We start from the raw sequence: 23,341 nt of genomic DNA on the forward strand, positions 1-23,341 counted from the left end.
TCAGGTATGAAGTTCTGGCCCATGGCTCGAACATAAAACAGAACCGGCTCCCTACGCTATAGGCTCCGTCACGAATCTATGCCCGACACACACCTAGAAAGGGTTATTTACAAAGCTCCCCCTTATCTTGATTACTAACGGTGTTTTTCGCTGCGTTCCCCGTTGGCCGTACAATCTTAATTGAGGTAGATTCCACTCATACATGTCTCAGAACGGTTATCCTTCGCGTACTTCGCGGTCCCATGGCTTGCGCTCGCTCTTCAGCATGTTTTCGAGCGATCTGGCTATCGATCTTGGGACCGCCAACACCCTGGTCTTCGCCGCCGGTAAGGGGATTGTTGTCAACGAACCCTCCATTGTGGCCATCAACAAAAACACCGGTGAGGTGGAAGCGGTCGGCAAGGAAGCCAAGGACATGCTGGGGCGCACCCCCGGCAACATCGTGGCGATCAAGCCGATGAAAGACGGTGTCATTGCCGATTTCAAAGTCACCGAGAAGATGCTGAACTACTTCATCCAGAAGGCACACAACCGCAAGATGCTGGTGCATCCCCGGATCGTGATCGGCGTGCCCTCTGAGATTACGCAGGTGGAAAAGCGGGCGGTCGAGGACTCGGCCTATCGCGCCAAGGCCAGCGAAGTGTACCTGGTGGAACAGGCCATGGTGGCGGCCATCGGCGCGGGACTGCCGATTACGGAGCCGGGCGGCAACATGGTGGTGGATATCGGCGGCGGCACAACCGACATCGCGGTCATCTCGCTTTCGGGCATTGTGTATTCCCGCTCGGTGCGGATGGCCGGCAACCAGATGGACGAAGCCATTACCAACTACCTGAAGCGGAAGTACAACCTGCTGATCGGCGAACGGACGGCTGAGCAGATCAAGATCGAGATCGGGTCGGCGTATCCGCTGGACAAGCCGCTGACGATGGAGATCAAGGGGCGCAACCTGATTGAAGGCGTGCCCAAGACCATCTCGATCGACGACAGCGAAATTCGCGAGTCGCTGGGCGAATGTATCGCGGTGATCATGAACGCGATTCGCGTGGCCTTGGAGCGGACGCCGCCGGAGTTGTCGGCGGATATCTCGGATCGCGGCATCGTGCTGACGGGCGGAGGCGCGCTGATCAAGAATCTCGACAAGCGCATCCGCGAGGAAACCGGGCTGCCCGTCTCGGTCGCGGACGATCCGCTGGCCTCGGTAGTGCTGGGGACGGGCAAAATGCTGTCGGACTTCAGGCTGCTGCGCAAGATCAAGATTGATTGAGGCAGCGAAGAAAGAGCCGTGAAGAAGTGAAGAAGTGAAAAACAGTGAAGAAGTGAACAGAGTGAAAGAGATAGAAGAGCATCGCTGATTCACGGATTCACCGGGTAACTCTTTCACCGCTTTTTCACTGTTTCACTCATTCACTTTCATCCACTGTTTCACTCGTTCGCTGTTGCACTCACTTCCATGGAATCATTTGTTGTTCGGTATCGGAATCTGCTGGTGCTGCTGGCGTTGCTGGTGGCCCAGATTCTGGGCCTTGCCATGCAGGTGCACCGCACCGCCAGTGGACAGGTGGGCAGTGATCGCGGCGACGGAAGCAGCGTGAGGCTGATTCGCTACTGGGCCAATGCGCTGGTATCGCCGCCGGAACGGGCTCTGCACTCTTCGGGCTCCGGCGTTTCCTGGCTCTGGAGCAACTACATCGACCTGCGGCATGTGCGACAGCAGAACGCCGATTTGCAAAAGACAGTCGATCGTCTGCGGCTGGAACAGGCCGCGCTGCTGGAAGACGCCAAGCAAGGACAGCGGCTGCAGGCTCTGCTGCATTTCCAAGAGAAATACATTTACAAGACGGTCGCAGCGCAGACCATCGGCACCAGCGGAACCGACCAGTCGCGCGTGTTTTACATCGACAAGGGCAAGGATGCCGGCATTGAACGCGACATGGCAGTCATTACGCCCGATGGGATTGTCGGCAAGATTCGCGATGTGTTTCCGCACACCGCGCAAGTGCTGGCCATCAACGACCAATCGAGCGGCGCGGGCGTGATCCTGGCGTCGACGCGCATTCGCGGCATTCTGCGGGGCAATGCGGCAGGGCAGCCACAGGTGGAAGACGTGGTTCGCGATCAACGCATCAAGCCCGGCGAGGTTGTGTTGACGGCGGGCGGCGACGAGATCTTTCCGCGCGGGATGCCGGTTGGGGTGGTCCAGAATATTGTGAATGACCCGGAGCGGGACGGATTTGTCGATGTGATCTTGAAACCGGCGGCGCATCTCGACCAGCTCGACGAGGTACTGGTAGTGACATCGACGCAGCCGCGATTCCCGCCGGATCAGCAACAGGACATGGCCGCAAGCGAAGCGTTGAAGGGCTCTGAGACGGAGCAGCAGAAGGCTTCGGATGGGATGGCGGAGAAGCTGCCGGGGCTGATCGTACCGAATGTGCCGCCGGATCAGCAGCCGCTGAATGATACTTCGAATCCCAATCCCGTAACCAGGCCGCCGATGGCGATTCACCCTGACCGATTCACCCCCGGAAATGCAGTGACGCCGAATCTGCCTGCGACACCGGACGGCGCACCGGCCGCCGATGGGAGTGCGCCCAGGAAGAAGCCGGCGACCAAAACTCCGGACAGCAACCCGCCGCCTGCTCCGCCGCAAGGAGAGAATCGCTAGACATGTCTGTCCTTTCAGCGGAGAGCCGCCGCGATTTCGAAATCCATCGCTACCCGGTATTGATTTATGCCCTGGTGCCCATTGCCGCACTGGTGCTGCAAGCGTGGCTGCCGCGGCTTCTGGGACGGTTCGCGTGGTTCGATCTGCCGCTGGTGGTGACGGTATTTTTCGCGCTCAGCCGGCGCAATGCGATTCAGGGTTCGATTCTGGGCGGAATCATGGGCATCTTTGAAGATGCCTTGACGGGACATCCCATCGGCATCAATGGCATTGCGAAGACGCTGGTCGGCTATCTCGCAGCTTCGGTGGGCATCCTGGTCAACGTCGAGAATCACGCCATTCGCCTGTTCATGACGTTTGTGCTGTCGCTGGTGGGCAGCGCAACCTATTTTTTTGTGGTTCGGTTTCTGCTGGGCATGACGATCGATACCAACTGGCTGATGGAGTTGTACAAGGCCGTGGGCAATTCGCTGATTGCATTGGTGCTGTTTCCGCTGTTGGACCAGACGAAGATTCGCGATTGAGTACGTTGGTTCATGGAAGGTAAAAGCGGTTGGCGCAAGCCGCAATGCCGCAAGAGCAGAATGCAGGATAGAGGTATCCTAGAAGCAGCTTCACATGAATTTTGACAAGGTCACACGCGGCGAGAAAGTCCCCACCCTCAAGCTTGCGGTGGTGCAATACGGTGTTCTTGCGCTGATCCTGGCCCTCACGGCCGGATTGTGGCGGCTGCAGATCCTGGGCGCGCAAAACTTCAAGATGCTGGCGGAACAGAACCGCATCCGTAAGGTGCCGATCCTGGCTCCGCGAGGCAAGCTCTTTGATCGCGAGAACCGCTTGATCGTCGACAACTATCCTTCCGTCTCATGCTTTCTGGTCCGCGAGCAGAACCGCAACGTCGAAGCCGACCTTCCTTTAATTGCGCGGGGGTTGCATCTGGATCTCGATCAGCTTCGAACGACCTTGCACAGATACCGCCTGGTACCCGGATACCAGCCGATTCCCATTAAGGAAGATGTTTCCGCGGATGAGCAAGCTTTTATCGAAGCGCACCGCAACGAATTGCCGGAGTTGGAGACGATCGAAGGCGAGCGGCGGCTGTATCCGCGCGATGGGTTTGCGGCACACCTGATCGGCTATGTCGGCGAGGTAAGCGAAGAGGACCTGAACCAGACACGCTATGCCGCCTATGAGCCCGGCGATGTAGTGGGAAAAGCCGGCGTGGAAGAGGAATACGACCAACTGCTGCGTGGGCAAAACGGATCGCGCGACGTGATTGTGGACAGCCACGGGCGCGAGGTGGGCTTCCTGGGAATCCAGCACGCGATTCCGGGACAGGATCTAAAGCTGACCATCGACAACGATCTGCAGAAGGCGGCAGAACTGACGCTGGGCGACCGCAACGGGGCGATTGTGGCGATGGATCCGCGCAACGGCGACATTCTGGCGATGGTGTCGCGGCCGAGCTTCGATCCCAATGCGTTTGCCGTGAAGATCGATCGGGCAGAGTGGAACAAGCTGATCACCGATCCCGACCATCCGCTGATGAACAAGTCCATCCAGGCACAGCTGGCTCCGGGTTCGACGTTCAAGATCCTGATGTCGGTGGCTGGATTGCAGGAGGGCATCGCGCAGAACCTGAAGGTGAACTGCACGGGTGGATGGGGACCATACGGGTTCTATCATCACTGCGATGAAAAGCACGGCGCGGTGGATATTCACAATGCAATTCCCTACTCCTGCGACACGTATTACTACCAGCTCGGCGACAAGCTGGGCATCGAGCGCATTGCGAAGTATGCGACGGAATTCGGCTTCGGCCAGAAGACCGGGATCGATCTGCCTAGTGAGCAAGAGGGCCTTATGCCGAGTCCTCACTGGCTGATGAAGGACTACCACCGCAGGTGGTATCCAGATGAAACGCTCGATGTATCAATCGGGCAGGGCGCGGTGGAGGTGACTCCGCTGCAACTGGCGCGCATTATCGGCGGGATTGCGTCGGGAGGACACCTGGTGCGGCCGCGCGTCGTAGAGCCGGATCAGCTGCCTGCAGAGTTTCGGAGGGATCTGCTGGAAACCCTGCCGGGGTCGGGCGATGTTGATATTCCGATTGATCCTGAAAACTGGGTGACGATCACGGACGGCATGGCCGAGGTAACGCAGCCCGGCTTGTACCATACTGCCGGCGGGGAACACCTGGAAGGCATCGACTTTGGCGGCAAGACCGGAACCGCCCAGGTCATGAGCCACGAGGCTCTCGAGAAAACGAGCAAGGGCAAATCCACCAATCCCAACGTGTGGTTTGTCGGCATCACGCCGCGCCGCAATCCTGAGCTGGTCGTTGCGGTGCTCTGGCAAAACGGCAACAAGAGCTGGTTTGCCGCCCGCATCGGCGCCAGAGTTGTCTCGGCCTACGTCGAAAAACAGCGCCGTCTGGCTCATAACCTCCTGACGACCAAGACTGCGGCTCCGCCAGTGGAGGTGGGTGCGGTTTGGACGACGCCGAACCCTTCGCAGAATGGTAAAGGTGAGACGACGGCAAAGCTGCATGCGGGCAAGTTCTTCGTTGGGCCGAATGGAATTGGTCCTCAACCTCAGCGAAAGCCTCAGATTGCAAGTGCCCAGAACGCTAGATCGGTCGGCCCGGAATCGGCCAGATTGGCTGCGCCTGCGCTGCCACCGAAAGCTGAGCCGGTGAAATCGCAATGAGCCCGATGCGCCGCATCATGAGCTTTCGCGATTTCGACTGGACGCTGCTCGGGATCGTGGCTTTGCTCTGCACGATTTCAGTGCTGGAGATTTACTCGGCTACCCTGCACACGAAGTACGTCGGCTTTCATACCAAGCAGATTTACTGGATCCTCGGCGGTGTGGTGGCGATGTTCCTGTTTTCGCTGATCGATTACCACAAGCTCATCGATTGGGTTCCCTGGTTTTATGGATTCTTCCTCCTGGGTCTTATGGCGGTGCTGGTGCCGGGAATCGGCCACAAAGCGCTGGGAGCGCGGCGCTGGATCAAGGTGGGGCCCATCCTGTTTCAGCCTTCGGAGTGGATGAAGCTGGTGATGATTCTGGCGGTGGCGCGCTACTTTGCGAACCTGGGTGGACGCAACCTGACCTGGAAGGAAATCTTCAAGGCCTTTGCGCTGGTGGGGATACCGATGCTGCTGATCCTGAAGCAGCCGGACCTTGGCACCTCCCTCACCTACATACCGGTCCTGATGATCGGGATGTTCCTGGGCGGAATCGATCTTAAGCAGGCGTTGATACTCATGGTTGCGGCGACGGTGCTGGTGGTCGGCGGCTGGAGCAGCGGTAAGTTGCTAAAGCCCTATCAGAAGGCGCGGCTCACTGGGTTTATCAATCCCGACAATGATCCCAAGGGAGCTGGCTACCAGGTTCTGCAGGCAAAAATTGCCGTAGGCGCTGGCGGAATCTGGGGCAAAGGCGCCGAAAAGGGAACGCAGACGCAAGGGGCCTTTATTCCCATTCCCCATGCGGATTTCATCTTTGCGGCCTTCAGCGAGGAGCATGGGTTTGTGGGCGCGGTTTTCGTGCTGCTGCTATACTTCCTCATATTGATGCGTTTGATTCAAAACGCTCAAACAGCCGCCGACCTGCCTGGCTCGCTGATTATCATGGGCATCGTGGCTGTGTTGACCTTCCAGATCGCGGTCAACGTAGGCATGGTCATTGGCTTTATGCCAGTCACCGGAATCCCTTTACCGTTAATGAGTTACGGCGGATCCTCGGTGTTGTTTACCTTCCTGGCGCTGGGTGTGGTGATGAACATACGCATGCGCCGGTTCGTAAACTAAACGTGAGCCGGTCGAGAGAGACCGGGAGCAAGATTGCACGGCAACACCCTCTTGGGGATCGCCGGGATTTTCGGACCACAAGAGCAAAGTTTGTAAGTACATACTGCATCGTCAGAGATGCTGGCCCGATGGCCGCTATTGGATGAAGCCGCGTTAAGGAGATTCGGTGGATTTGATAGCAAGGCTCGGCGCACAGCGTTGAAGAGGAAGCAAAATCCGGTCAAGGTCCTGGTGGACCGAGCGCCGGACAGGATTGGGTTTAAATGAGCACGCAGAGACGGGCAAATCGGACAACTCCAGCGATTGAGAATGATCGCGCGGCTGTCTGGTTCCGCTGGTTCGGAGGCTGCGGGGGACGCACGGGGATTTCGATTCCTGAAACGCGGACCGGCAGCGCACTCGCCAGCGCGATAACGGCCCCGCTCATGTCGATCGTCTGGTTGGCATGGGCATGGTTGTTTTCTGGCGACGTATCGTCGCGGGAATCAACCGATCACCACCCCAGCGACGAAGACCTGTCGCCGGGGGCCCCGGGATGGGTGGCCACAAACTCTCTGCCTTCGGATACCTGTTTCGAAACCTTTGCCGGACTTGGAAGTCTGTCAGGTTCGCCACCCCGCGAAGGGGCAGGCGACCGCAGGCTTCCGGTGCCGCAGGCCACGCACATGTCATCCCCTCTGCACATTCCCGACATCCCCGTCCGCGCCCGTCTCCACCCCACCTTGCCGCAAGCCCCCGCAGGCCTAGTCTGCTGGGCGGAAAGGCACGATGGCAAAAGAGATTTGTATTTCCAGCACGCCGCATGAGACGCGGCTTGCAATTCTAGAAGACGATCAGCTCGCGGAAATCTATTACGAACGCGAAAACGAGTACACGCTGGCGGGTTCGATTTATAACGGACGCGTTACGCGCGTTCTCCCTGGGATGCAATCGGCATTCGTCGACGTCGGGCTCGAGCGCGACGCCTTCCTGTACGTCACCGACTTCATGGAGTTGGAAGACCAGGAAGAGACGGACGAGCTTGAAAAAGCCGCGGTAATTGGCGGCAACCAGGCGCCCCGAGAAGTCCGCCACACCGGCAACGGGCAAGATCGCGGCCAGCAGGATCGCGGGCAACGCACCGGGCGACCGGAACAGAAGCCGGATCGCGAAAGCCGCCCCACGATTGAAATTACGTCGGAATCCGGCGATGCAGCGTTTGCAACACCTGGTGAAACGACAGAGCCGTCTGAAGGTGCGCAGGGATCTGACGAAGCCGGTGCGAAACGCTGGCGTGGACGCCGGCGGCGGCGTGGAGGCCGCGGCGGCAGCAATGTTTCGGCGACTCCAGCCGAGAGCCAGGAGTTCACTGAGACCCACGTGAACGAGACCGGCGAACTCGTACCGGACGCCACGAATGAGATCCACGCTTCAGCATCTTCTCAACGAAATGCGCGGACTGAACGGCCTGAGCGCTCGGAGAGGCCTGAGCGGGCTCCGGAACCGTTTGTACTGCCGGGCGAATCGTTGAAGAAGTATGGCAGCGCTGGCGCTGAGTCGGCTGAAAAGCCGGTGACTGAGACAGCAGCGCCTATTCGACCCGCATCTTCCTACAAGCCGGCCACGCTGATTGAGGCGCCGATTGTGTGGGATGGCAGCGGCTTGCTTCCGGGTGAATCTCTCTCACGGCACCGGAATCGGCAGCCTGAAAATTCAGTTGCAGAAGAGCAGTCATCCAGTGCCCTGACGCCGGAAATCGATTATGGCTCGGCTGACGATATTGAAGAGGAAGACCTTGTCGAGGAGATGACTTCCGCGACGGCGCGGAATCACGATGAGACGGCCTTTTCGGATGCGCATCCCGAGCCTGGCCCGATTTCGTACGAAGACGAGATGGAGGAGGAGAGTTTTGAGGCTTCCTCGAGCGAGCCTCACGCGGTTCCCGGTGAGCCCGTTTCGGAAGCCGCGCCCAGCGAGGCGGTAGGCACGGAGAACGAGAGCACCGAGTTTGAGGGAGATCGCAGCGCTTCGCATAACGTCGATCCGTTGCCGCCGGTGGAATTCCGGCTGTTCGGGCTTGGGGGCAAGAAGAAGAAGTCCGATGATGCGCCGGCTGCTCCAGCACAGGCAGAGACCAAGCCGGCATCCGTTCCGGTCGCGTCGTCTTTCTCGCCCGGCACCGGCCTGGTTGAAGAAGAGGTGATCGAGGGGGAGGAGTACGACACGCCCCATCATCATCACAAGACGGACGAGCACGATCTGGACGATTACGAGGAAGAGGAGAAGCTGCATACGCAGATTCGTTCGGGCGAACTGGGCGAAATGCTGCAGGAGGCTCACCTCGACCACAAGATCCAGATGAAGTTTGCAAACAAGAACGAAGACGAGGGCGAAGAGACCCTTGAAGGCGAAGAAGAGGACGAAGAAGAAGAGGCAACGGGCACAGGAACCCAACCGGCGGGCGACGGCCAGGCTCCGCAACGGCGCGATCATGCCGGGCGCGGCGGACGACGTGGACGTGGAGATCGCGTTGATCGGGGCGGACACCGTCCGGGAGGGCGCGGGCCATCGCGGCGCTCGGCGCAAACCTCGGACCTGCCGATCATTTCCGATTTGTTGAAGCCGGGGCAGGAGATCCTGGTGCAGATTGCGAAGGAGCCGATTGCCAAGAAGGGCGCTCGCATCACCAGCCATATCGCGCTGCCGGGCCGGTTCCTTGTTTTCATGCCGACGGTGACACATGTGGGCGTGAGCCGCAAGATCGCGTCGGACGAAGAACGCCAGCGGTTGAAGCGGATTCTCACGCACGAGCGCGGAGATGCTTCCGGTGGATTCATCGTCCGCACCGCGGCTGAGGGAGCATCGGAAGAGGAGTTGCGCGCCGATCTTCGTTTCCTGATGAACCTGTGGAACGACATAAAGCAGACTTCCGAAAGGTTCAAGTCGCCGGCGCTGATCTACCACGATCTATCGCTGATCGAGCGTATTCTGCGCGACCAGGTAAGCTCGAACTTCTCGTCGATCTGGGTTGATTCGGAAGCCGACTACGAGCGGATTGTGAAATTCCTGAATCGCTTCTCGCCATCGCTGGTGCGGCGCGTGAAGCTCTACACCAAGGACACACCGCTGTTCGAGCACTTCGGCATTCAAGACGAAATCTCGAAGGCTCTGCGTTCCAAGGTGTGGCTGAAGTCGGGCGGATCGATCGTGATCAACCAGACAGAAGCGCTGGTGGCCATCGACATCAACACTGGAAAGTACGTCGGCAAATCGGCGCGGCTTGAAGACACGATCGTCAAGACGAACCTCGATGCTGTGCCGGAGATCGTTCGCCAGATTCGTCTGCGCGACCTGGGCGGAATTATCGTCATCGACTTCATCGACATGGACGAGCGCAAGAACCGGTTCAAGGTACTGGCCGCGCTTGAAGAAGCACTCAAGAGCGACCGCGCCCCGACCAAGGTTTTGCAGTTCAACGATTTCGGGCTGGTGGCGATTACACGTAAACGCGTAAAGCAGTCGCTGGAGCGTACGCTTTCAGTTCCCTGCCCGACCTGCCAGGCGACCGGCATGGTGAAGAGCCCGGCCACAGTGTGCAACGAGATTTACATCGAATTGCGCAAGATGAAGCGGCACTTTGAGGCTTCAGACGTGATGCTGCGGGTAAACCCGGAGACGGTCAAGGTGCTGAAGGCCAATAACGGAAGCTGGATCAACGAGTTCGAAGAACTCGTTGGAAAGAATATCCTGATCAAGAGCGATCCGACGCTGCACCCTGAGCAGTTCGACATTCAGGGGTAAAAGAGGGTTCAGGGATCAGGGGTCAGAGATTCGCGACCAGGTACAGGGACGCGAAGTCAGGATGCGGAGGCCGGAGGAGACTCCGGCCTTTCGTTATCTGCACGTTGGAAGCAACTTTGATTTCCAAAAGGAGTCTAAGTGCTTACAGGGAATGTTGGCTCTCCCCCAAATACAGAACAACCAATCTTTTGCGAGGTACAGAGATGAATTCCGTTCGCTGCCTGACCTTTTTGAAGCACACGACCCTGCTGTGTGCAGCGCTCGCTTTCTCACTCGGCTCTGCGAGCGCCCAAATCTCCACCGCTCCCGATTCTTCAAGCTCGACGGCCCTTCTTTCGTCGGAATCCAGTTCGAATACGCTCCAGCTTGCCGACGATGCCGGTGCCCCAAATGACGGAATGCCAGGCTTAGCCGCCTTGCCGGCCGCTCCGGCGCCGAAGGGCTCCGGTGGCGGGCAGTATGACAACAGGGGTGGCGGAGGAGGAGGTGCCAGCGGAATCAGGAGCCACTTGACGTACGAGGTTGGCGGCGGATTGAATGCGCCGACGACCGACTCGTCGCCCTACATCACCTGGGGAGGCAACATCACTGTGGGCGCCGGGTATCGCTTCAACCAGAACCTCAGCGTGATGCTGGAGTACCAGTTCATCGACAGTAAGGTGCCGGGCGCTGTGATTGCCGAGGCTGGCGCGACTGGCGGCCACGATCACATCTGGTCGCTCTCGCTGGACCCGGTCTACGATTTCATGCCAAAACGTTCGCTGGATTTTTACGCGACGGGAGGTTACGGCTTCTATCGCAAGGTCACAAGCTTTACCGACCCGCAACAGCAGCAGTTCTGCTACTACTTCTATTGCGGCATCGCGACCCAGAACGTCGTGGTGGGACACTTCTCCAGCAACCAGGGCGGATGGAGCATTGGCGGCGGTATCCAGCACCGATTCGCTGGCTGGAACGGCGACGGCAGGATGAAGGTCTTTGCCGAGGCACGCTACCTCGATGTGCTATCGCCTGCCGTTACGACGGAGCCGAACGGTCTGGGAACCACCACGGTGGGCCCGGATACGAAGATCATTCCGGTCACGGTCGGGGTGCGCTTCTAGCACAGTCTCTCAAACGCGTGGACAGAAACATGGCCGCCCTGTCGAAAGATCGGAGACAGGGCGGCCTTTCGCGTTGATTGGGTCTGGCCAAAGAATCAGAGAATGCCAAGGACACGTAATCGAACCACGCCGCCCGCCAACACGCCCAGCGGCGTGAGCGCTACCAGTGTGAGCATGTACCAGACGGGCTGCTGACCTCGCTGTTGCAGAGCGCTGAGCCCAGCAAGCAGCAGGACCGTGATGGCCAGGGCGAGAACGTGAAAGAGCGGATTGTGCTGTGCCACCCATGCGGTGACGTAGCCGCCCGCCGCCGCGGCAAGAAATGAATAACCGAGGTTGACGAAGATGTAGCCGGGCTTTGGTTTGTTTTTGTCGCCGACCCAGCTGGGCGTGAGCTTTTGAAGCAGGACGGTGATGACGGCGACGAGCACGGCCATGGTCGCGAATCCGCTGATCAGAGCGAGAAATGCGTGAAGCACTACCATGGCTTCCACGGCTCCTCGGTCGGAGTGCCGACTTGGCCGCGCTCAATGCGGGCAAGAAACAGGCGTGCCAGACGCGGCTCGCCGGGATGGCTCTCGCCGTGCATCGAGCACAGGTCGAGAAACTCATCGCAGAGCGGGTTGCGCTTCTCTTGCTGGGCGAAGAGGTTCTGGAGCGCGAGGGCGAGTTCGCGCAGGCGAGATGCTTCAGCCCAGGCGCGATCGCTCGCCTCGTCTTCAACGAGCGCGACGTCAGAGAAGAGGCCGCGACGGCCATGCGCGCATTCTTCGAGACACGCTTGAAGCTGATCAGAGAAGACCTGGCTCAATGCGTCGAGTTGATCGGATTCGGGTGCGTTATCGGGGTCCATGTTTGCTACTCTTCAGTTTCCCTGTTGCGGTTTTCAATGCGTTCAAGGAAAGCCTTCGCAAGCTTGGGTTCGCCGGGATCGTTTGGTTTATGGAAAGTGCAGAGAGTCAAAAATTCTTCACACAACTCACTTCGCTCGCCAGATTCGCTTCGAATGGCTCGGATTGATTTCGCGAGTTCACGGAGGCGCTTTCCCCCAGGCGACCAATTCTCGAACCCCGGGAAAGCATCATAAGCGCCAAATAATCCCCACCGACCCTGTGCGCATGCCTGTAGGCATGGGATCAATAACTCCCGAAATTCCTGCTCCATTGTCTCCAATTCCCGAGCTCGGATCTTGTCTCTCTTCTTCATCGCCATTCACTTGTTACGCATTGCGGCTTCAACTTCTTCGGCGGTGTGGGGCAGGTCGGCGTCGAGGTCGAGGAGTTTGCCATCGGGCAGCACCAGGAAATCGCATTCGATGCGGACACCAATTTTTTCTTCGGGGATATACACGCCGGGTTCGATGGTGAAGACCATTCCGGGCTTGAGGACTGCGGGGTATTGCGCGGGATCGTGCACATCGATGCCCACCATGTGACCGAGACCATGCAGCCAGTATTTGCCGAGGGGCTGACCGTGCAGGTCTTTGCCGTGGGTGTTGATGTAGTTGTATGCAGCCACGTCGAGCGAGTCGGGATCGCGATGGTAGAAATCGTTGATCTTCGATTTGCCGGCGACGAAGGCGTCAATGGCAGCTTTCTGCGCGCCGAGCACGACGTTGTAGATTTCGCGCTGGCGTGCAGTGAAGTGGCCGTTGGCGGGAACGGTGCGGGTGATGTCGGAGGCATACATGGAGTATTCACATGCCGCATCGACGACCACGACATCGCCGTCTTCGATGGTGGCGGAGTTAGCGGAATAGTGTAGGGTGGTCGAATTAATCCCTGTGCCGACGATGGGCGCGTAGGATGGGCGTTCGCAGCCTTGTTCGTACCAGACAGCGGTCATTTTGCCGGCGATCGTCCGTTCGGTCACGCCGGGCTTGACGGCCCGCATCATTTCTCGCTGCGCTGCAATCGAGGCCGTTGACGCTTTCTTCAGCAGGTCAATTTCGCCGGCATCCTTCACCTCGCGCAAGGGCATGGTGAGTGTGGTGACATCGTGGGATGCGGGCATGGAGGAGCCGAGGGTTGCGGCGGTGAAACCGAGCAGGGATTCGGCGGCCTTGATGCCGAGCTGCGTCCAGAGGTTGGCGGCAACTCTGCGATCTTCGGTGACGAGCTTGTTCAGGTCTGCGGCGAGATTCGTCATGGGCTCAACGTTGTCGACGCCGGTGGCCTTGGTCACGGCGGGCGTTGCCGCATCCATCTTGGCGCCGGTGTATTGTTCCATGCGCAGATTGCGTGTGGGGAGGAAGAGGATCTCCTTGTACTCGCGGTGACGCGTCGGCTGACCGGGCCGCTGGGACTCGTCCCCCGGGCCAACGATCATCACCGCTGCGCCCGGCTCGTTCCAGCCAGTCAGGTAGTAGAAGTCCGAATCTTGGCGGTACGGATCGAAGTCGAGCACAGGCTCTTCCGCAGCGAAAAGGATGGCGACGCCGCCGTGCAATGCGTTGCCGAGCGCAATGCGGCGCGCGTGGTAGTCGCTGGCGGGCTGCTTATCCAGGGCCTGGGATACGGGGAATGTGAAGGCGAGCAGAAAGAACACAGGGGCAACGAGCCGGACAATCTTCATTTCGCTATTCTTACTCGTGCCGATCGCAGGGCGCAAAGCGGAAAAGGAAAGAGGAGCTCGATCTGAATGCAGCGGAAATGATGTTGGCCTGATCTCTAGCAGACGGCAGCGGCGGCGGCGCTGGGCATCTCTTCTTCCTGTTCTCTGGCGATTCGTGCTTCTTCTTCATCGAGCAACTGGAGGAACAGCCGGGCGGGAACAGGGCGTCCGAAGAGCCATCCCTGCGCGTGTATGCGCTGGTTGCTGGCGGCAAAATAATCGGCCTGGGCCTTGGTTTCGATGCCTTCTACCACAACGCGCAATTTGAGAGTCTCAGCCATGGTGAGAATCTGGGGAAGAATGGAAACGGTGACGGCGTCAGTGCCAATCGCTTTTGTGAAGGCCTTGTCGATTTTGATCGCGTCGACTGAGAGATCGTGGAGGTAAGCAAGGCTCGAATATCCGGTGCCAAAGTCGTCGATGGCGACGTAGTGGCCCTTCTGACGAAGACGGAGAATCGTATTCCGGGCAACCTGCTGGCGTGCGGTATAGCTCTCGGTGATCTCGATGCCGAGATTGCGAGGCGCAACTTCAGCATTGGCAAGGGCCTGCTCGACCATGGGCAGGAAATCGCTGTCGGCAAGGTCGGAGGCGGCGATATTCACATTCACGCGGAACGTGGAACGTGCGCGCATCGTAGAGCCAAAGTCGCGCAAGGCATGGCGGAGGACGAGCTTTGTAATCTGACCGACGAAGCCGCGTTCTTCGGCGATTTTGATAAATATGTCGGGACCCACAGCATTCTTGTATTCGTCGGTCCATCGGACAAGCGCCTCGGCCTCGACGATGCGGCCGGTGGCGAGGTCGACGATGGGTTGATACGCAACCGTGAGAGCGTCCGCACGAATTGCGCGGAGCAATTGCTGTTCGACGCTCTTGTTGCGGCTGTAGAGCAATGGGAAGAGCAATCCAATGAGAGCGCCTGAAACTGCGCCAATGGCAAAGTATGCGAACGTGAGCCCTCGACCGACTGCCAATGCGTCGGGGATGGAGATATTGGCAGTCATGCAGGTCTCGCCGTCGGTCGAGCAGCGGGTGGCATAGAGAGTATTGCCTACCTGTACCTTGCCGTTCTGCATCAGAACATGCTTCTCGACGTTCGGAATCTGTCCGAGTAAAGGGTCGCCCTGCCCTGTGACCGAATCGATGGCCGTGGCGGTGAAATGCATCGGCGGTGCATCGAGCGAAACCAGATTGTAAGGGTTGTAGACGACGAAGGCGTGACCGAGTTGCAGCGAGATCACATCCTGATCGTCGACGCGGAACGGAGTGAGGTTCTTGTAGATCTTCGTGCCGTCTTTGCGGGCGATATCCGGGTTAAATTGCGGATGGGCCAGAACGGTGCGACCGGAGGTGGTGGAGCAGTCAATTTTTCCGCCCCGCATACGGCCGGCGGCCTTGAGGAATTGCGATTGGAAAATTAGTTGGCGGAAGTATTCAATTTCGGGATCGGAACAGAAGGCGTAAGGCGAGGAATTCATGGTCGCCAGGATTGCCCGGGACTCAGCCGAAGACGTGATCGATTCCAGCAGGATCCGATTCGCATACGTATCAAGCCGGGCTTCCGCCTGTCGAAGTACAAGGGCGTGACCCAGCAGATAACCGGCCAGCCCACCGGCTGCTGCAAGAAAGATGGCCGACACAAGTGTGACCACAACGCGCTGGACAAGGGTACGCATCGGTTAGTTCAGCCATTATTTCGCCGGTTAGGGCCGATTTCTGCCCCCCAATAGTGGTAACCCGATGCCCCGCTGGTGCCAATGAACTAAACGCTTGATTCTACAAAGCCGACAATCGTTACTTTGGGGCCCTGGGGAAGTCAACAGTTCGCTTGGAAAAACGTTTTACAACTTAAGGACAAGATCCACTCGGCGACGCACGCCGATTTCGATTGCGCAAGCAAGTGGGCGAATCTCGATCTGATTTGGCGGAATCACAGGTCTCTGGACCCCCGGAGCGGGCCGATTGACCCGGAACCCGCTTTCCCGTAGACTAAGAAATTGCGAGGGATGCGGTGTGTCTGCATTCTGACCCGCATCAATTTCCCTGACAGTGCAGGGCTTTAGATCAAGGAAGCAAATGGCAAACCATGTATCGTCGCTGAAACGCGCCCGCCAGACCGAAACCAAGACCGTTGTAAACCGCGCCAACCGCACCCGCGTGCGCTCCAGCCTCCGCGCCCTGCGCGAAGCCATCGCCAAGGGCGATGTCAAGGCTGCCCAGGCCCAGTTCCGCGAGACCGTTTCCGCCCTCGACAAGAGCGTCCAGAAGGGCGTTCTCCACTCGAACACCGTTTCCCGCTACAAGAGCCGCCTGAATTCCCGGTTGAAGGCTCTTTCGACGGCAAAGGCATAAGTTTTACGGGGTGGCCGCAAGCCGGGGTCCCCAGCGACAGGCCTTCGTTGCTGGGGTGGTAAAGGGCCATATTGAGCAGGTGCGGCCGGGAGCAATCCCGGCCGTTCCGTTTGCTCGCAATCCTGTTCAGTTCAGCCGCTCGAAAATCCCCGCCGCACCCTGCCCCCCGCCCACGCACATCGTCACCATGCCGTAGCGCGCGTTCCGGCGCTTCATTTCTTGGAGCAGAGTTGCCGTCAATTTAGCCCCGGTGCATCCCAACGGATGCCCCAGCGCAATCGCTCCCCCGTTCACATTCACCTTCTCCGGATCGAATCCCAGCTCGCGCATCACCGCGAGGGCTTGCGCGGCAAAAGCCTCGTTGAACTCGATCAGCTCGATGTCGTTGAGGGTCAGTCCGGCCTTCTTGAGCGCCTTTGGGACGGCATAGACCGGCCCCATTCCCATCTCTTCCGGCAGGCACCCCGCCACTGCATACGCCACCAGTCGCGCCAGCGGCTGGATTCCCAGCTCCTGCGCCCGCGCCGCATCCATCAGGATCGTCGCCGCGGCTCCGTCGGATGTTTGCGAAGAATTGCCGGCGGTCACCGTGCCCTTCGGATGAAAAACCGGCTTCAGCGCTCCCAGCGCTTCGACCGTCGTGTCGGCGCGAGGCCCTTCGTCCGCCGAGAAAACCGACTCGGAAATGGCCGGCTTTCCTGCCTTGGCTGTCGGCGCCGCCATCGTCACCTTCACCGCAACAAGTTCCGCGTCAAACCGGCCGGCCGCCTGCGCGGCCACTGCCTTCTGGTGACTCCGGAGGGAAAACACGTCCGCATCCTCGCGCGAAATGTTGTAGTGCCTCGCAACCCGCTCGGCAGTCAGTCCCATCGTCAACAAGGCAGCGGGATAATTGTCCGCCAGCCACGGATTGGGACGCGGTTTGTTGCCGCCCATCGGCAGCATGCTCATGGTCTCCGCCCCGCCCGCAATCACTACCCGCTGCACCCCGCCGCGAATGCGCATGTCGGCCTGGGCGATCGCCTCCAGCCCCGAAGCGCAAAGCCGGTTTACCGTCATGCCGGGCACGTCAACCGGAAGCTGCGCGCGCAGCCCGGTCATGCGCGCCATGTTCCATCCCGACTCGCCTTCCTGCTGCGCACAGCCGAGAATCACGTCCTCAATTTCGGCTTTATCCAATGCTGGAACTCGCGCCAAAGCATTCGTCAACGCAACAGCCGCAAGATCGTCGGGGCGAGTCGTGGAAAGAGCGCCTTTGGGCGCGCGGCCAACGGGGGTCCGTACAGCGCTTACGAGTACAGCTTCGGGCATCGAATGCTCCAGAGAAACGCGGATCAGTTCCCAAGATCCGCTGGCTCATTGTTAGACCGCAAGGCATGCAGTGGTCAAATACGCTGCAATTAATCCGACGTATCCACCACCGTCCACGCACTACGCGTGTAGAAGCGATACACCGTCTTCTGGTTGAGAACTGTGTCCTCAAGGGCGTCGTGATCCAGCATCGGAGGGTGGTGCTCCATCCCGGCCTGCGCCTCGCGAACCTGCCGCGGTGAAGCAGGATCGATGCCCCAGTCAAATCCGAGAACTCCGGAGGAATCGTGCCGCTGCAGCCGGTCCAGTTCCGCAACCGATGCCAGCATCATGGGCTTGTTCGGCGTGCGCGCAAAAAACACCAGCAACTCCACATTGCCATGCGTGGAACAGAGCACCGCCCAGTCGGACGAGCCGGGACGCTCCAGGCTCGCGTTAATCACGTTCTCCGGCCGATGCGCCTGAAACGTCTGCGGAATCATGCACCCGCGCTTGTCAAGAGCTTCTGCAATCGCATCCGGCAAATCAGGAAATGAACTCGCCGGCAGCCGACGGATCAGGTAGGACTCGATGCGGCCATCCACATTCGTTTTGCCCGACTCATTGAATTGTTGCGAACTGTCCGGCTGTCTGGGAGATGATTCCTGAGGAAGCGCGCCTGCATGCGCGAGCGTCAACGATGCCGCCGAAATCAGGATGAGTGCTGCGAATTTCATTTCAATTGCGCAGTGGCTTGCCGGTCTTCAGTGTATACGCGATCCGCTCCTGCGTCTTGCGCTCGGCGCACAGCGAGATGAACGCCTCGCGCTCCAGATCGAGCAGGTACTGCTCGCCGATCAGCGAACCGGCTGTGACCTTGCCGCCGCACAGGATGTACGCCACCCAGCGCGCCACCTTCATGTCGTGTTCCGAGGCGTACCCCGCCTCGCCCATCAAAAAGACGCCCGTATTCAGCACAGCAAGCGAAGCCGTGCCCGGCGCCGGAATCACTCGCGGCTGCGGAGCCGTGTAGCCCGCCTCAGCCAGCGCAATCGCCTGCGCCTTGGCATCGAGCAGCAGCCGCTCCCGGTTCAGCGTGATTCCATCGCTCGGCAGCAGCAGGCCCAGTGCGCGCGCTTCCGCTGCGGAAGTGGAAACCTTCGCCATGGCGATCGTCTCCAGAGTCCGCTTCAGCGCCGAATTCATCTCGGCAGATTGCGCAAATCGCGACGGCGGGTCCTTCGGATCAGGAGATGCCAGTGCGGCAGCCGCGTCCACGGCGCGCAACAGCATCTCTTTCGTGCCGCCGCCTCCGGGAATCAACCCAATGCCCGTCTCCACAAGCCCGATGTACGTCTCTGCATGTGCCTGCCGGCGTGCGGCGTGCAGCGAGATCTCCGCGCCTCCGCCCAGCGTCAGGTTGAACGGCGCCACAACCACCGGCCGCGGGCAGAACTTGATCGACATCGACATCTGCTGAAACGCGCGAATAGCCCCCTCAACCTCGTCCCACTCGCCCTCCTGCGCACCCAGCAGCAACTGCATCAGGTTCGCGCCGACGCTGAACCGGTCGCGGTCGCCGCTGATCACAAAGCCGCGAAAATTCTTCACCGCTTCCGACGTCGGATTCAGAACCGACGAAATCATCGCCACCACATCGCCGCCGATCGCGTTTTTCAGCGAATGCAGTTCGATGCAGCCAATGCCATCGCCAATATCCACCAGCGATGCACCGGGGTTGCTCCGAATCACACCATGCGCTCGCCGGAAGTCGGCAACGCGCGCGTGCCCCGGCTGCTGCGCGATCGGCTCCCACGCGCCGGTCGTCGTGTTGTAGCACTGCGGTCCATCCGGCGAATACCACGAGACCGGCGCAGCTTCGGGCGCAGAGTCCAGCAGACCCTGCACAGCCTTGCTCACCGGAATGCTCAGCGCCTTCATGCGGCCGACTGATTCGCGGACTCCTGCCGCGTCCCACAGCTCAAACGGACCCAGTTCCCAGTTGAACCCCGCGCGCATGGCCTGATCGATCGACGGCGCATCGTTCGCCGCCTCGCCAATCCGCTCCGCCGCAAAGTTCCAAAGCGACGATAGAAACGGCCAGAGGAACGCTGCCGCCTTGTCCTTCTTTGGATCGTTGGCCAGCAGCAGTTTGATCCGCTCCTGCACCGTTGCTGCATTCTTCGCCATCTCCAGCGAAGGCAGCGCCGGCTTGACGGAGGGCCGGTACTCGAACGTGTTCAGGTCGAGCACCATCCGTTCGTCTTTACCATCGGCAACGCGCGTCTTCTTGTAGAACCCCTGCTTCGACTTGTCGCCCAACCAGCCGCGCTTCACAATCTCCTGCAGCTTCTCGGCGAAGCCGCCCGGCGTTACTCCCTGCGGAAAATTTGACGCGACGTGCGCCAGGATGTCGATGCCAACCATATCGGCGAGGCGAAACGTCCCCGTCCGCGGAAAGCCCAGTGCCGGCCCCGTCAGTGCGTCAACTTCTTCGATCGATAAACCCTGCTCAAGCATCAGCGTCGACGCAAGAAACATCACAAAGACGCCAATGCGGTTGCCGATGAAGTTTGGCGTGTCGTTGGCGAAGACCACCTGCTTGCCCAGCACTCGATCCCCGAACGTTGCAAATGCGCCCACCAGCGCGGCATCGCTCTCCGCCGTCGGAATGATCTCCAGCAGTTGCATATACCGCGGCGGATTGAAAAAGTGCGTGCCGAAGAATCGATCCCGGTGCGACTTCAACCCCGCGGCAATCTTGGCAATCGGCAATCCCGACGTATTGGTGGTCAACACAGTCTGCGGTGCCAGGTGCGGCACCACACGATCCAGCAGCGCCCGCTTGATCTCAAGGTTTTCCGCTACCGCTTCGATCACCCAGTCGCACTGCTTCAGCTTCGGCAAGTCATCGTCAAAGTTTCCGACCGACACCATGGACGCCAGCGACGCATCGTAAAATGCGGCAGGCTTCGCCTTGGCCAGCGCAGCCAGCGCCGATTCCGCCAAACGATTACGCGAGCCTTCCCCGCTTGGAACCATATCGAGCAGCAGCGAAGGAATGCCCGCATTGGCCAGATGCGCGGCGATACGCGAGCCCATGGTGCCTGCCCCCAGAACCGCTGCCCTACGCACCAGCAGAGGTTGAGCAGCATAGCGAAAAACAGACGTCGTTGCCGGTGCGATCGTACTCATGCCGGGCTCTCCCCGCGCAGGCGCAACGTGATGCTGCACATGCACGTAATCGTTCCCGAGCATACGAGTGGGCGCTCCGCCGGGTCAAGGCGAGGGATGCCCATTCTCGCCTTCGTTTAACGCGAATTCACGTTTTGCCGCGCATCGCGTCTCCGCCGGTAATGCACATGCCATCGCAAAAACGGAGCGCCGCCCATCATTTCGTCAGCAGTTTGAACGCATGCATCCAGTCGTTGCGTATGAAACCGGGAATGCACCAGAGCATGCAAAGCGGCTCGATCGCCCGCGCAGCCTCGGCCGCGCCCATGTCTGCGGTCTCCCAGCCGAATTGCTCGTTGATCTGCGCCACCTGTTTCTTCGCCCCCTCGTCATTGCCGCAGATGAACATGGTGGGCCGGCCGGCCGCAAAAGCGGGGTTGACCATACAGGGAGCGCCCACCGAGTTGTAGGCCTTCACAAAACGCACCTCGGTAAACTGGCGCTGCAGTGTCTCCATCAGCGACAGGTTAATGTCGGTAAAGAAGCGGAGCACGCCCTTTTCAGGCGGAGCATCCTCGATCGGGTTACAGGCGTCGATCACCGTCTTCCCCGCGAGATTCTTCATTCCAGCCAGCGTCAGCGCTTCGGCAGCCGCTTTCCCTTTCACCGCCAGCACCACCAGTTCGCCGAACGCGGCTGCCTCGGCGAACGTGCCTGTCGTTCCACCCTGGGTCTGGGTCGCCCAGTCCGCCAGTTTCGCAGGGCTCCGGCTGCCCACCTTCACCGCGTGACCGTGTTTCAGGAACCCTGCGGCCAGTGTCTTCGCAACGTCGCCCGATCCAAGCACTCCCACTTTCATGGCATACCTCCGATGTTGGCGAGTGTAGATGCGCCAGATGAACGAATCAAGAAAAGCGCCAAGAAGACGACCAGGCAGTACCTTCGGATTGCGACGGTCTCTCTCCCTGTGGTACGAGAGAGTCGACTCTGCGGTATGCTCAAATCGGGATCGCTCTCGATCTCCCCCGCGATGAACTTTCTTACCAGAAACGCATGGGAAACGGCAGCCGGTGTAACCCTCATCGCCGGCCTGGCCGTCGGCGCAGTCTTCTATCTGCGACGCAAGCGGCCGACAGAAGAGGAGTTGGAGCGCGCACGCCGCAAAATGCTTGCCTTAACGGGCCGCGTCATCGATGGCATGTTGCTCGACATCCGTGAGATAACCCTGGAGGATGGTCGATCGCTGACCATGCTGGAGTACAGCTATCGCAGCTCCGGCGTGGACTACGAGTGTTCGCAGGACATCACAACCCTGCTGAACGAGATCGATACCGGCGAGATGCGCGCCGGCTTTCCCTGCTCCGTTCGCTACCAGCCCGGTAATCCCCAGAACAGCATCGTGACCTCGGAAACCTGGTCGGGGCTCCGGTCCAGCCTTCCTGTATACCCCCTGACAGCGGCGTCAAAGCATCGTGATATAGGCCAGTTGCGCCCCGATCGGGGTTAGCAGGCGTGCACCGGACCACCTGCAACCGTTAGCGCGCCATACCGAACCACGTTTACACTTTAGCTATGCATGTCCACGTCGCGCCCGCGACCGCCCGCGCATCCAGGACACAATCCGTACTGCGCTTCTCGCTCGTCGCCACGCTGGCATACGTGGTCATCACCTTCATCGCCGGACTGCGCGCCCACTCCCTTGCCCTGCTCTCTGAATCGGGACACAATGTCTCCGATTTCCTGGCGCTGCTGCTCAGTTTTGTTGCGGTCTATTTTCAAAGCCGCCCTGCCACCCACTCCAAGACATTCGGCTACCAGCGCGCTGGTGTACTGGCTGCCTTCGTCAATGCCGCCACGCTCATCGTTATCTCCGTCTGGATCGCCATCGAAGCCATCCATCGCCTCAGCGCCCCCGTCGCCGTAGAACCAAAATTGATGATGGTCGTGGCCGCCGCCGGCGTGGTGATGAATGGCGTGATCGCGGCGCTTCTCTGGGGAGTAGCCCGCGACGTCAACATGCGCAGCGCCTTTCTCCATATGGCTGGCGACACGCTATCGACAGCCGCGGTCATCGCCGGTGGCGCCGGCATCCTGTTCACCGGGCGCAACTGGATTGACCCGGTGCTGTCGCTGCTGATCGCAGCCCTGATCCTGTGGACCAGCTTCGATATCGTGCGCGAGACCCTCAACATCCTTCTCGAGGGCACGCCGCGCGACATTTCGCTCAGCGAAATCCGCGCGGGAATGGAGGAAGTCGACGGCGTTCGCAACGTGCACGACCTGCACGTCTGGAGCCTCGGCTCCAACAGCCATGCGCTCGCCTGCCATGTATGCATCGCCGACATTCCCCCCTCCGAGAGCGCCTGCATCCTGATCAAGCTCAATCACGTTTTGCGCGACCATTTCTCCATTCAGCACTCTACAATTCAGTTTGAACACGAAGGATGCGAAGAGCTCCATGGCTGCGTCGTTCCCATGGAAGAAATGTCCAGCCCCGTCGCTCACGGCCATCACGGCCACGCACATTAATCCATGCCATT

Annotated in this window: 19 protein-coding genes; 11 read left to right on the forward strand and 8 right to left on the reverse strand. The window is 59.7% G+C overall.

The window, feature by feature from the left end:
• Nucleotides 1-202 precede the first annotated feature (202 nt).
• The 8 genes from WCA10_RS14925 to WCA10_RS14960 all read left to right on the forward strand — a co-directional run bounded on the left by WCA10_RS14925 (nt 203) and on the right by WCA10_RS14960 (nt 11,369).
• Entirely contained in the window at nt 203-1,267 is a 1,065-nt protein-coding gene (locus WCA10_RS14925) for a rod shape-determining protein (RefSeq protein WP_472802302.1), read from the forward strand.
• A gap of 186 nt (nt 1,268-1,453) precedes the next feature.
• Nucleotides 1,454-2,668 (forward strand): rod shape-determining protein MreC, encoded by a 1,215-nt coding sequence (gene mreC, locus WCA10_RS14930; RefSeq protein WP_472823330.1) that lies wholly within the window; start codon nt 1,454-1,456, stop codon nt 2,666-2,668.
• Nucleotides 2,669-2,670: 2 nt separating this feature from the next.
• Nucleotides 2,671-3,192: a rod shape-determining protein MreD gene (gene mreD / locus WCA10_RS14935; protein ID WP_472823331.1), complete on the forward strand. Its 522-nt coding sequence runs from the start codon at nt 2,671-2,673 to the stop codon at nt 3,190-3,192.
• A gap of 94 nt (nt 3,193-3,286) precedes the next feature.
• A complete protein-coding gene (gene mrdA / locus WCA10_RS14940) occupies nt 3,287-5,377 on the forward strand; it encodes a penicillin-binding protein 2 (RefSeq protein ID WP_472823332.1) in 2,091 nt (696 codons plus the stop codon).
• A 5-nt stretch (nt 5,378-5,382) separates the two neighbouring features.
• Nucleotides 5,383-6,486 (forward strand): rod shape-determining protein RodA, encoded by a 1,104-nt coding sequence (gene rodA, locus WCA10_RS14945; RefSeq protein ID WP_472823466.1) that lies wholly within the window; start codon nt 5,383-5,385, stop codon nt 6,484-6,486.
• Nucleotides 6,487-6,749: 263 nt separating this feature from the next.
• Nucleotides 6,750-7,292 carry a hypothetical protein gene (locus WCA10_RS14950; protein ID WP_472823333.1) on the forward strand — a complete coding sequence of 181 codons (543 nt, stop codon included), beginning with the start codon at nt 6,750-6,752 and terminating at the stop codon, nt 7,290-7,292.
• The gene (locus tag WCA10_RS14955; RefSeq protein ID WP_472823334.1) at nt 7,255-10,266 is read left to right on the forward strand and encodes an Rne/Rng family ribonuclease; all 3,012 of its coding nucleotides are present in this window, start codon (nt 7,255-7,257) and stop codon (nt 10,264-10,266) included. Before WCA10_RS14950 ends, WCA10_RS14955 begins: the two co-directional genes overlap by 38 nt.
• 203 nt (nt 10,267-10,469) lie before the next feature.
• Complete coding sequence (locus WCA10_RS14960) at nt 10,470-11,369, forward strand: outer membrane beta-barrel protein (RefSeq protein WP_472823335.1); 900 nt, start codon at nt 10,470-10,472, stop codon at nt 11,367-11,369.
• 95 nt (nt 11,370-11,464) lie between these two features.
• Here the strand turns inward: WCA10_RS14960 and WCA10_RS14965 are convergent, their stop codons facing one another.
• From WCA10_RS14965 to WCA10_RS14980, 4 genes are all read right to left on the reverse strand, one after another.
• Entirely contained in the window at nt 11,465-11,854 is a 390-nt protein-coding gene (locus WCA10_RS14965; RefSeq protein WP_472823336.1) for a hypothetical protein, read from the reverse strand.
• Nucleotides 11,848-12,222: a hypothetical protein gene (locus tag WCA10_RS14970; RefSeq protein ID WP_472823337.1), complete on the reverse strand. Its 375-nt coding sequence runs from the start codon at nt 12,220-12,222 to the stop codon at nt 11,848-11,850. Before WCA10_RS14970 ends, WCA10_RS14965 begins: the two co-directional genes overlap by 7 nt.
• 359 nt (nt 12,223-12,581) lie before the next feature.
• The gene (locus tag WCA10_RS14975; RefSeq protein WP_472823338.1) at nt 12,582-13,943 is read right to left on the reverse strand and encodes an aminopeptidase P N-terminal domain-containing protein; all 1,362 of its coding nucleotides are present in this window, start codon (nt 13,941-13,943) and stop codon (nt 12,582-12,584) included.
• A gap of 95 nt (nt 13,944-14,038) precedes the next feature.
• Complete coding sequence (locus WCA10_RS14980; protein WP_472823339.1) at nt 14,039-15,661, reverse strand: EAL domain-containing protein; 1,623 nt, start codon at nt 15,659-15,661, stop codon at nt 14,039-14,041.
• Between the two features lie 400 nt (nt 15,662-16,061).
• On the opposite strand from WCA10_RS14980, the gene rpsT reads away from it, so the two are divergent.
• Entirely contained in the window at nt 16,062-16,337 is a 276-nt protein-coding gene (gene rpsT, locus WCA10_RS14985) for a 30S ribosomal protein S20 (RefSeq protein ID WP_472823340.1), read from the forward strand.
• 126 nt (nt 16,338-16,463) lie between these two features.
• Here rpsT and WCA10_RS14990 read toward each other — a convergent pair whose 3' ends face one another.
• The 4 genes from WCA10_RS14990 to WCA10_RS15005 form a co-directional block, all read right to left on the reverse strand.
• A complete protein-coding gene (locus tag WCA10_RS14990; protein ID WP_472823341.1) occupies nt 16,464-17,648 on the reverse strand; it encodes a thiolase family protein in 1,185 nt (394 codons plus the stop codon).
• Nucleotides 17,649-17,737: 89 nt separating this feature from the next.
• The gene (locus WCA10_RS14995) at nt 17,738-18,364 is read right to left on the reverse strand and encodes a hypothetical protein (protein WP_472823342.1); all 627 of its coding nucleotides are present in this window, start codon (nt 18,362-18,364) and stop codon (nt 17,738-17,740) included.
• 1 nt (nt 18,365) lies between these two features.
• Nucleotides 18,366-20,822 (reverse strand): 3-hydroxyacyl-CoA dehydrogenase NAD-binding domain-containing protein, encoded by a 2,457-nt coding sequence (locus tag WCA10_RS15000; protein ID WP_472823343.1) that lies wholly within the window; start codon nt 20,820-20,822, stop codon nt 18,366-18,368.
• Nucleotides 20,823-21,018: 196 nt separating this feature from the next.
• Nucleotides 21,019-21,660, reverse strand: coding sequence for an NADPH-dependent F420 reductase (locus WCA10_RS15005; RefSeq protein ID WP_472823344.1), 642 nt, complete (start codon nt 21,658-21,660; stop codon nt 21,019-21,021).
• Between the two features lie 171 nt (nt 21,661-21,831).
• Here WCA10_RS15005 and WCA10_RS15010 point away from each other — a divergent pair, with 171 nt between their 5' ends.
• Together WCA10_RS15010 and WCA10_RS15015 are read left to right on the forward strand one after the other, a co-directional pair.
• A complete protein-coding gene (locus tag WCA10_RS15010) occupies nt 21,832-22,308 on the forward strand; it encodes a hypothetical protein (protein WP_472823345.1) in 477 nt (158 codons plus the stop codon).
• Nucleotides 22,309-22,373: 65 nt separating this feature from the next.
• On the forward strand, nt 22,374-23,330 hold the full coding sequence (locus WCA10_RS15015) for a cation diffusion facilitator family transporter (protein ID WP_472823346.1): 957 nt from the start codon (nt 22,374-22,376) through the stop codon (nt 23,328-23,330).
• Nucleotides 23,331-23,341 lie beyond the last annotated feature (11 nt).

It is taken from the genome of Occallatibacter sp., assembly GCF_049582745.1.
Classification (GTDB): domain Bacteria; phylum Acidobacteriota; class Terriglobia; order Terriglobales; family Acidobacteriaceae; genus Telmatobacter.